This is a genomic window from Streptomyces sp. NPDC040410 (assembly GCF_055595715.1).
Map to the genome: position 1 here is coordinate 172,364 of NZ_JBVIVK010000011.1, position 9,267 is coordinate 181,630.

The window sequence follows — 9,267 nt, forward strand, 5'->3', positions numbered from 1 at the left end:
TGCTCCCGGTGGTGAGAGCGGGAGCCATGAATGACTCGACGATCGACTACGCCGCGGTGTTCCAGGCCCTGCCCGGCATGGTGGCACTGCTGACGCCGGACCTCGTGTACGCGGACGCCAACGAGGAGTTCCTCCGGGTGGCGGGCCGCAGGCGCGAGCAGGTGGTCGGCCGTTATCTGTTCGACGTATTCCCGGACAATCCGAACGACCCCGCCGCGACGGGCATGCGCGACCTGGAGGCCTCGCTGCGCCGGGTGCTGGCCACCGGCGAACGCGACACGATGGCTCTGCAGCGGTACGACCTGGAGGACAACGACCGGCCCGGGGAGTGGGAGGAACGCTACTGGAGCCCGGTCAACGCCCCCTTGCACGGACCGGACGGAAAGGTGGTCCTGCTGGTGCACCGGGTGGAGGAGGTCACGGAACTGATCAGGGCCCGCGGCGGCCCCGGCGGGAGCCGGGCGCGGGTGCTCGAAGCCGAGTTGTACACACGCGCCCGCGAACTCCAGGAACTCAACGACCGGCTGCGCCAGGCGCACGCCCGCGAGCGCGAGGTCGCCCTCGCCCTGCAGGAGGCGATGCTGCCCGCGCCCCGGCAGCTGGGCCCTCACCGGGCCGCCGTGCGCTACCGTCCGGCCGCCGGCTCGCTGAACGTCTGCGGGGACTGGTACGACCTGGTCGACCTGGTGGGCGGCGACCGCCTCGGTGTGTCCGTGGGCGACGTGGTCGGCCACGGACTGGAGGCCGCGGGGGTCATGGGCCAGCTGCGCAGCGCGCTGACGGCCGCCTCCCGCGTCGCCGAGGGCCCCGCCGAGGCGCTGGACGTCCTGGGGCGGTACGCACACGTGGTCGACGGCGCCGAGTCGGCGACCGCGGTCACCACGTTCGTCGACTTCGACCACCACACGATCGCCTACAGCAGTGCCGGCCACCCCCCGCCCGCACTGGTCCACCCGGACGGCCGCGTGGAGTTTCTCGACCGGGCCACCGACCCGCCGCTGGACGCCCCTCCCGACCCCGTCCCGAGATTGGAGGCCGCCACCTCGTTCACCGACGGCGCGACTCTCGTGCTGTACACCGACGGTCTGATCGAGCGCCGCCACGAGGACATCGACACCGGTCTGGCGCGCCTCGCCGACTCCCTCCGCCGCCATCGTGCGACGGACCCCGAGCGGCTCGCGGACGCCGTCCTGCTCGAACTGCTGCCGCCCGGCGGCGCCACCGACGACACCGCTCTGATCGTGGTGCAGCTATGACGGAACATCAGAATCCTTGCGTGGTACAGCACATGGGCCCCGGGATTCAAGAAGCGGGCGCCCGCCATAGGTACCCGGTGATTACGCCACGCCGCCCGGCCCGGTTCCAAGTGACCACGCCCGCACCTACACTGACAGCCCCACGGCACGCGGTTGACCTGCTGAAACACGGCGGTTGAGGCGATCCGCCGGAGTGAGGAGCGAACCCCTTGTTCTACTACGTACTCAAATACGTGTTGCTGGGACCTCTGCTGAGACTGGTCTTCCGGCCCCGAATAGAGGGTCTCGAACACGTGCCGCAGTCGGGCCCCGCCATCGTGGCCGGCAACCACCTCTCGTTCTCGGACCACTTCCTGATGCCCGCGGTCCTCAAGCGGCGCATCACCTTCCTCGCGAAGGCCGAGTACTTCACGGGCCCCGGCATCAAGGGGCGGCTCACCGCGGCCTTCTTCCGCAGCGCCGGGCAGATCCCGGTCGACCGCTCCGGCAAGGAGGCGGGCCAGGCCGCGATCCGCGAGGGTCTCGGCGTGCTGCGCAAGGACGAACTGCTGGGCATCTACCCGGAGGGCACGCGCTCCCACGACGGCCGCCTCTACAAGGGCAAGGTCGGCGTCGCGGTGATGGCGCTCAAGGCCCGGGTACCGGTCATCCCCTGCGCCATGATCGGCACCTTCGAGGCGCAGCCGCCCGGCAAGGTGATTCCCAACATCCACCCCGTGGTGATCCGCTTCGGCAAGCCCCTCGACTTCTCCCGGTACGCCGGCATGGAGAACGAGAAGGCGGTCCTGCGCGCCGTCACCGACGAGATCATGTACGCGATCCTGTCGCTGTCCGAGCAGGAGTACGTCGACCAGTACGCGGCCGTCGTGAAGGCGGAGGAAGCCGCTGCGCAGTCCGGCAGGGAGCGCCGCTTCCCGCGGATACCGCTCGGTTAGCAGCCACGGCTGCCCCCGGCCGCGTCTGCCGTCGGCAGGGCACCGTGGCGCAGGGGAGCGGGACACCCGTACCGTCCCGGCATGAGACGTGCTGTGGTGATCGGAGCGACGGGACAGATCGGGCGGTGGCCGTGGGTGCGCTGGCCCGGGACGGCCGGCAGGTGACGGCCGTCCCGCGGGGAGGCGGGCGCAACGAGGGCCGGCCCGGGAGCGTGCGGGCCGCGAGCGCCGACGCCGTCGCCCGGATCGAGGGGCGGCTCGCCGGGCGGGACCGGCGGGAGGCGTACCCGTAGATGTTCGAGGCGTACGGCGACCTCTTCGGCTACGCGGCGGGGGACGCCTGGCCGGCGGGATGGGGAAGGGGCGGCCGGTGACTCCGGCCGCCCCTCACCTCGTACGGCTGCCGGTGTTACGGCTTCGGCGTGGCGTGCGGCGTGCACGTCACGTCGGCGCCGTCCAGCTTGCCGGTGAGCAGGTAGGCGTCCACCCGATCGTTGACGCACGGGTTGGCCAGGCCGGTCACTCCGTGGGAGCCCGCGTTCTCCTCGGTGATGAGACGGGAGCCCTTGAAACGCTTGTGCAGTTCGACGGCGCCCTCGTACGGGGTGGCCGCGTCACGCTCGGACTGCACGATCAGCACCCCGGGAAGGCCCTTGCGGGTCTTCACGTTCACCGGGGTCTGCTGCTTGACCGGCCAGGTGGCGCACGGCAGGTTCATCCATGCGTTGGCCCAGGTCATGAACGGGTGGTCCTTGTGCAGCCGCGTGTTGTCCCGGTCCCACCTCCGCCAGCCGGTGGGCCACTTGGCGTCGGTGCACTCGACCGCCGTGTAGACGGCGTTGCCGTTCTCCGAGGCGGCGTTGCCCGCGGTGTCGGACAGGTCCGGGGCGGCGGCGTCGACGAGCGCCTGGGTGTCGCCGGCGACGTACTCGCTGAACACGGTGGCGACGGGCACCCACGAGGAGTCGTAGTACGGGGCGCTCTGGAAGAACCCGATCAGCTCGGCCGGGCCGACGACCCCGCCGATGGGGTTCTTCTTCGCGGTGGCGCGCAGCTTGAGCCACTGGTCCTGGACGGCGGCGCGGGTGGTGCCGAGGTGGAAGGTGGCGTCGTTGGCGGCGACCCAGTCCTGCCAGTCCTTCCAGCGGCCCTCGAAGGCGACGTCCTGGTCGAGGTTGGCCTCGTACCAGATCTTCTCCCGCGACGGGTTGACCACGCTGTCGACGATCATCCTGCGGACATGGCCCGGGAACAGCGTGCCGTAGACGGCGCCGATGTAGGTGCCGTAGGAGACGCCCAGGAAGTTGAGCTTCTTCTCACCGAGCGCCGCCCGGATCACGTCCAGGTCGCGCGCGGTGTTCGGCGTGGTCATGTACGGCAGCATCTCGCCGCTGCGCTCGTAGCAGCCGTCCGCGTACTCACGGGCGAGCTTGCGCTGGGCGCGCTTGTCGGCCTCGGAGTCCGGCACCGGGTCCGCCTTGGGCGCCTTCACGAACTCCTGCGGGTCAATGCAGGAGATCGGCGCGGAGTGGCCGACACCGCGCGGGTCGAAGCCCACGAAGTCGTACGCCTTCGAGGTGTTCACCCACAGGGGGTTCTTGGTGGTGACACGGCGCGGGAAGCGCAGGCCGGAGCCGCCCGGCCCGCCGGGGTTGTAGATGAGCGCGCCCTGGCGCTCCGCCTTGGTCCCCGTGCTGCCGATGCGGTCGACGGCCAGCTTGATCTGCTTGCCGTTCGGCTTGGCGTAGTTGAGCGGCACGGTGACCCAGCCGCACTGGATCGGCTTCTCCAGTCCCCAGTCGGCGGGACAGTCCTGCCAGTCGATCCCGGCCTTCGCGGCCCGCTCGGCGGCGATCGCGGCCCCGCGGGCCTCACGGTCCTGTCCCGGCCGGCTCCCCGCGCTCGCACTGGCGGAGGGCGCCGCCACGGCGCCCGCGATCAGTGTCGCCGTGACGAACGCTCCGGCCGAACCGAGTGTCAGGACCCGGCTCTTCGGTCTGTTGTCCCTCAAGTAGGGCCTCCCCGTACATCGTTGCGATTGGTACAGGGATCCTCTCGGCTGTGAGCTCCCTGAGAACAGGGGTGGTTGACCTTCTTTGCCAATCCGATAAACGGAGAGGTCCGTTCGCTCGGCGGAACCTAGGCCAAGGAGTCCAGCACCTCGTCCAACAGCCCTCGCAGCCTGAGCGCGTTCGGCGCCACGGCGGTCACCAGCGCGGCCGGCCCCGCCAGCGGGACCACCGCGGCCCCCTCCCCCAGCGTCCGCGCCGTCACCGGCTCGCACGCGAACTCGGGCCGCACGACAAGAAGTTGTCCCACGGCACGATATCCCGCCAGCACGGCGGGGCCGTCCCAGCCACCCGGTGCTCCGGGCCCGCAGGCCAGCTCCTGGTCGAGGACGGTCCGCCCCGCGATCCGCAGACGAAGACGGCTGCCGAGCCGTCCGGGTTCCTCACCGGCCCGCCCGAGCACCTGCTCCTCGCGCAGCACCAGCCGAGCCGTGGCGCCGAGGTCGGCGTACGTGGTGACGTACAGGTCGCTTGCCCGCGCGGAGATCAACTGCTCGGGCAGCCAGTGCAGTTCACCTCCGTCGGCGACGGTGAGCCGCACATCGTAGCGGGCTCCCTCCTTGGCCTGGCCCGGCAGGGCGATGGTCGCGGCGGCCGATCCGACCCGCAGCTTCGCCCCGTCCGCCACATCGGCCTCCACCGTGAAGTGGTCTCCGCCGAGCGGCCCGCTCATCGCCCCGACGAGCACGACGCGCGCCTCGGCGCCGCTCCCCCGGGTCCGGCGCAGCGCCAGCGGCCCATCGCCCTCGAGAACGGGCAGGGACGTACCGCCTCTGCCGTCGCCCCGCGCGCCGATCCGCGCCGTGGCCCGTACTCCCGCGCCCGTCATGCCGTCCACGCCGCGAGCCGCGCCCGCACCCAGGCGGCGACGTCCGTCACCCCGGCCTCGCTCCTGAGCGACTGGAAGACGACCGGAAGTTCGGCCCGCTGGACCTTGGCGTCGTCGGCCATTCGCCCGAGATCGGAGCCGACGTACGGCGCGAGGTCGGTCTTGTTCACCACGAGCAGGTCGGCCGTCGTGACACCGGGCCCGCCCTTGCGGGGAATGTCGTCTCCGCCGGCCACGTCGATCACGAAGATCTGCGCGTCGACGAGCCCCTTGGAGAAGGTCGCGGTCAGATTGTCCCCGCCGGACTCGACGAGGACGAGATCCAACGGCCCGACCTCGTCCTCCAGGTCCTCGACCGCTTCGAGGTTGGCGGAGATGTCGTCCCGGATCGCGGTGTGCGGGCAGGCCCCCGTCTCCACGGCGGTGATCCGCTCGGGCGGCAGCACGGCCTCGCGGAGCAGGAACTCCGCGTCCTCACGCGTGTAGATGTCATTGGTGACGACGGCGAGGGACAGCTCGTCCCGCAGCGCACGGCACAGCGCGGCGACGGTGGCCGTCTTACCGGACCCGACGGGCCCACCGAGCCCGATCCGAAGCGCCCGCCGCGAGCCGTCGGACCGACGCGCGTCGGCGCTGACGGCGGCGGGACCGTCGTGAGCGCGGGAGTGTGAGTGGTCGAGATGCATGGGGTGGCTCCTGTTGGCTTTCTCCGGTGCCTTCGCCTGTCGGACCTCTCGGCCCTGGGGTGGCACTCCGGGTGGCAATCTCAGCCCGTCCGGCGTTCGAGGACGAGGCCGTCAGGCCGATGGGGGTCCAGGGGGTAAAAGCCCCCGGGCGGGGTCGGAGGGGCGGAGCCCCTGGGGACGGGACGGGTAGGGGCGGCGGGTGCGACCAGCTCCTACGAGGCGAACAGCCGCACAGGCCACCCGGCATGCGCCTCCGCGGAGATCTCCAGCAGTGGCGCGGACGCCGCCGGCAGCGCATCGACCCCTTCGTCGACCACCCTCCCCGCCGCCTCCACCGCCTGATCGACCACCCGGTCCAGCTCCGGCGCCAGCCGAGCCAGCACCGCGGTCGCGTCAAAGGGGTCAAGGCTCAACAACCGCACCGTCGCCGTTGCCGGCCCGCTCACACTCTCGTATGCCGCGCAGTACGCGGCATCGGCGGCCCCCAGCCCCGCCGACCGCGCCGCGAACCCCAGCACCACCGGCTGATGCGCCCCCCTGGGGAACTCGGTTGCCACGGCGTCGAGTTCGTCCGAGGGCCAGATCGCCCGGGCGGCCCGCATCAGCTGCCGTCCCAGCCTGCGCGCGGCGAACCGCAACGCGGGCGACGGCGTCCGGGCGTCGGCTGCCGCGTCCAGCAAAGCGGGGTCCACACCGAGTGCGGCGGCCGCGGCCAGCGCCGCCGCGACCCGCCCCGCCGTGTGCAGCCGCCCCCGGCAGAAGTCCTCCAGGCTCGCGGCCCCCGTGACCCTCCCGGCCTTGACGGCTGCCTCGGCCCCGCCGGAGTGCGCGTGCCCTCCGGCGGGAAAGCGTCCGTCGGCCAGGACCAGCAGCGCCCCCCTCGACATCGGACCGGACATCAGAAGAGGAAGTAGCGCTGGGCCATGGGCAGTTCGGCGGCAGGTGTCGCCTCGACGAGTTCCCCGTCGATGTGCACGGCGAAGCTGTCGGGGTCGACGCGCACGTCGGGCCGCGCGTCGTTCTCCCGCAGGTCGGCCTTGGTGACCCCGCGCGTCGAGTCGATCGGCACGAACCGCTTTCCGAGCTGGAGCCGCTCCGGCAGCCCGTCCTCGATCGCGAGCGGCGCCACGAAGTTGAACGAGTTGGACGCGGGCGCCCGCCCGATCGCCCCGTACATCGGGCGCGGCAGGATCGGCTGCGGGGTCGGGATGGAGGCGTTGGCGTCGCCCATCTGCGCGTACGCGATCTGCCCGCCCTTGATGACGAGGTGCGGCTTGACCCCGAAGAACGCGGGCTCCCACAGCACCAGGTCGGCGAGTTTGCCGCTCTCGACGGAGCCGACCTCGCGGGCGAGTCCCTGTGCGAGCGCGGGGTTGATCGTGTATTTGGCGACATAGCGACGTACCCGGCGGTTGTCGGCGCGCCCGTCACCGGGCAGCGCGCCCCGTCGCCGCTTCATGACATGGGCGGTCTGCCAGGTCCGCATGACGACCTCGCCCACGCGTCCCATGGCCTGGGAGTCGGAGGAGATGATCGAGATGGCGCCGAGGTCGTGGAGGATGTCCTCAGCCCCGATGGTGGACGGCCGGATCCGGGACTCGGCGAAGGCGAGGTCCTCGGGGACGGCCGGGTTGAGGTGGTGGCACACCATCAGCATGTCGAGGTGTTCCTCGGCGGTGTTGACGGTGAAGGGCCGGGTCGGGTTGGTCGAGCTGGGCAGCACGTGGGGCTCGGAGACCACGGTCATGATGTCCGGCGCGTGTCCGCCGCCCGCTCCCTCGGTGTGGTAGGCGTGGATGCCGCGTCCGGCGATCGCGGCGAGCGTGTCGCCCACGAAACCGGCTTCGTTGAGGGTGTCGGTGTGGATGGCGATCTGGATGCCGGTCCGGTCGGCGACGGTCAGCGAGGCGTCGATGACGGCGGGCGTCGACCCCCAGTCCTCGTGCAGCTTGAGGCCGAGCGCGCCGCCGCGGATCTGGGACAGCATCGCGTCGTGCGAGACGGTGTTGCCCTTGCCGAGCAGACCGAAGTTGAGCGGGTACTCCTCCATCGCCTCGAACATCCTGGCCAGGTGCCAGGGTCCGGGTGTCACTGTGGTCGCCTTCGAGCCCTCGGCCGGTCCGGTGCCGCCGCCCACCAGGGTCGTGATGCCGGCGGAGAGCGCCTCGTCGGCGATCTGCGGGCAGATGAAGTGGACGTGCGCGTCGATGGCGCCCGCGGTGAGGATCCGTCCGTTGCCCGCGATGACCTCGGTCTCGGGACCGATGACGAGGTCCGGGTGCACCCCGTCCATGGTGTCGGGGTTGCCGGCCTTGCCGATCCCGGTGATCCGGCCGTCTCGGATGCCGACGTCGGCCTTGACGATCCCCCAGTGGTCGACGATCACCACACCCGTGATCACGGTGTCCGGGGTGCCGTCTGCGCGCGTAGCGCGCGCCTGGCCCATGGATTCGCGGATGACCTTGCCGCCGCCGAAGACGGCCTCGTCACCGGCGAGTCCGGGTCCGCCGGAGCGGTCTTCCTCGATCTCGATCAGAAGGTCGGTGTCGGCGAGCCGGATGCGGTCGCCGGTCGTCGGGCCGAACAGGTCGGCGTACGCGGCACGGGAGATCTCAGGCATCGAGGGCACCTCCGGTCTCCCCGCGCAGCCCGGGCACGACGCGGGCGCCGGCGAGCGGGACGAGTTCGACGTCGACGGGGATTCCGGGCTCGAAGCGCACTGCGGTCCCGGCGGCGATGTTGAGCCGCTTGCCGCGCGCGGCGGCGCGGTCGAAGTCCAGACCGGGGTTGGCCTCGGCGAAGTGGTAGTGGGAGCCGACCTGGACCGGCCGGTCGGCGGCGTTGAGCACGGTCAGCCGGGTGACCTGACGGCCTTCGTTGTAGACGACCGGGTCCTCTGCGAACAGGATCTCGCCGGGAATCATCCGGCCCTCCTCAGACGATCGGGTCGTGGACGGTGACGAGCTTGGTGCCGTCCGGGAAGGTCGCCTCGACCTGGACGTCGTGGATCATCTCGGGGATGCCCTCCATGACGTCGTCCCGGGTGAGCAGCTTGCGCCCGGAGGACATCAGCTCGGCGACCGTCCGGCCGTCACGCGCGCCTTCGAGGATGTGCGACGTGATGAGCGCGACCGCTTCGGGGTGGTTCAGCTTGAGGCCGCGGGCCCGGCGCTTCTCTGCCACGTCGGCCGCCACGTGGATGAGCAGCCTCTCTTGCTCGTGCGGGGTCAGTTGCACGTCCCACCTCACAGTCCTCGCTCCGGACCCGCTGCCCCGGGGGCAAAGTCCCTGGTGGCGTGGATCGGCAGGCTAGTTGGGCCGAGTTTCGGGAAAGTTAACCGAGCTGTGACCATCAGGCCAGGGTTTGCGGGTCCGGATGCTCATCAGCCGACAGGACCGGGGGGGGGCGGCGTTGTGGGGGGGGGGGGGGGGGGGGGGGGGGGGGGGGGGGGGGGGGGGGGGGGGGGGGGGTTGGGGGGGGTGGGGGGGGGA

10 protein-coding genes are annotated in these 9,267 nt (G+C 71.5%); 3 read left to right on the forward strand and 7 right to left on the reverse strand.

Features of this window, described 5'->3' with window-relative positions:
- Positions 1–26: 26 nt before the first annotated feature.
- The 3 genes from ACZ562_RS22580 (at position 27) to ACZ562_RS22590 (ending at position 2,484) form a co-directional block, all read left to right on the forward strand.
- Positions 27–1,256, forward strand: a complete 1,230-nt coding sequence (locus ACZ562_RS22580) for a PP2C family protein-serine/threonine phosphatase (RefSeq protein ID WP_471181951.1) — start codon at positions 27–29, stop codon at positions 1,254–1,256.
- Between the two features lie 209 nt (positions 1,257–1,465).
- Positions 1,466–2,191 carry a lysophospholipid acyltransferase family protein gene (locus ACZ562_RS22585; protein ID WP_471181954.1) on the forward strand — a complete coding sequence of 242 codons (726 nt, stop codon included), beginning with the start codon at positions 1,466–1,468 and terminating at the stop codon, positions 2,189–2,191.
- A 125-nt stretch (positions 2,192–2,316) separates the two neighbouring features.
- The gene (locus tag ACZ562_RS22590; protein WP_471181957.1) at positions 2,317–2,484 is read left to right on the forward strand and encodes a hypothetical protein; all 168 of its coding nucleotides are present in this window, start codon (positions 2,317–2,319) and stop codon (positions 2,482–2,484) included.
- 116 nt (positions 2,485–2,600) lie between these two features.
- Here the strand turns inward: ACZ562_RS22590 and ACZ562_RS22595 are convergent, their stop codons facing one another.
- From ACZ562_RS22595 to ACZ562_RS22625, 7 genes are all read right to left on the reverse strand, one after another.
- Positions 2,601–4,202, reverse strand: coding sequence for an alpha/beta hydrolase (locus ACZ562_RS22595; RefSeq protein WP_471181959.1), 1,602 nt, complete (start codon positions 4,200–4,202; stop codon positions 2,601–2,603).
- A gap of 128 nt (positions 4,203–4,330) precedes the next feature.
- Positions 4,331–5,089: an urease accessory protein UreD gene (locus tag ACZ562_RS22600; protein ID WP_471181962.1), complete on the reverse strand. Its 759-nt coding sequence runs from the start codon at positions 5,087–5,089 to the stop codon at positions 4,331–4,333.
- The gene (gene ureG / locus ACZ562_RS22605) at positions 5,086–5,775 is read right to left on the reverse strand and encodes an urease accessory protein UreG (RefSeq protein ID WP_471181964.1); all 690 of its coding nucleotides are present in this window, start codon (positions 5,773–5,775) and stop codon (positions 5,086–5,088) included. Before ureG ends, ACZ562_RS22600 begins: the two co-directional genes overlap by 4 nt.
- 212 nt (positions 5,776–5,987) lie before the next feature.
- Positions 5,988–6,662, reverse strand: coding sequence for an urease accessory protein UreF (locus ACZ562_RS22610; RefSeq protein WP_471182244.1), 675 nt, complete (start codon positions 6,660–6,662; stop codon positions 5,988–5,990).
- An 11-nt stretch (positions 6,663–6,673) separates the two neighbouring features.
- Positions 6,674–8,395, reverse strand: coding sequence for an urease subunit alpha (locus ACZ562_RS22615; RefSeq protein WP_471181966.1), 1,722 nt, complete (start codon positions 8,393–8,395; stop codon positions 6,674–6,676).
- Positions 8,388–8,699, reverse strand: a complete 312-nt coding sequence (locus tag ACZ562_RS22620; protein WP_471181968.1) for an urease subunit beta — start codon at positions 8,697–8,699, stop codon at positions 8,388–8,390. Before ACZ562_RS22620 ends, ACZ562_RS22615 begins: the two co-directional genes overlap by 8 nt.
- Positions 8,700–8,709: 10 nt before the next feature.
- Complete coding sequence (locus tag ACZ562_RS22625) at positions 8,710–9,012, reverse strand: urease subunit gamma (RefSeq protein WP_010988499.1); 303 nt, start codon at positions 9,010–9,012, stop codon at positions 8,710–8,712.
- Between the last annotated feature and the right edge of the window lie 255 nt (positions 9,013–9,267).

Excerpts from the sequence above, each read along its gene's own strand:
- ACZ562_RS22600 (WP_471181962.1), bottom strand. The coding sequence starts at position 5,089 with ATGACGGGCGCGGGAGTACGGGCCACGGCGCGGATCGGCGCGCGGGGC.
- ureG (WP_471181964.1), bottom strand. The coding sequence starts at position 5,775 with ATGCATCTCGACCACTCACACTCCCGCGCTCACGACGGTCCCGCCGCC.
- ACZ562_RS22615 (WP_471181966.1), bottom strand. The coding sequence starts at position 8,395 with ATGCCTGAGATCTCCCGTGCCGCGTACGCCGACCTGTTCGGCCCGACG.
- ACZ562_RS22580 (WP_471181951.1), top strand. The coding sequence starts at position 27 with ATGAATGACTCGACGATCGACTACGCCGCGGTGTTCCAGGCCCTGCCC.
- ACZ562_RS22620 (WP_471181968.1), bottom strand. The coding sequence starts at position 8,699 with ATGATTCCCGGCGAGATCCTGTTCGCAGAGGACCCGGTCGTCTACAAC.
- ACZ562_RS22610 (WP_471182244.1), bottom strand. The coding sequence starts at position 6,662 with ATGTCGAGGGGGGCGCTGCTGGTCCTGGCCGACGGACGCTTTCCCGCC.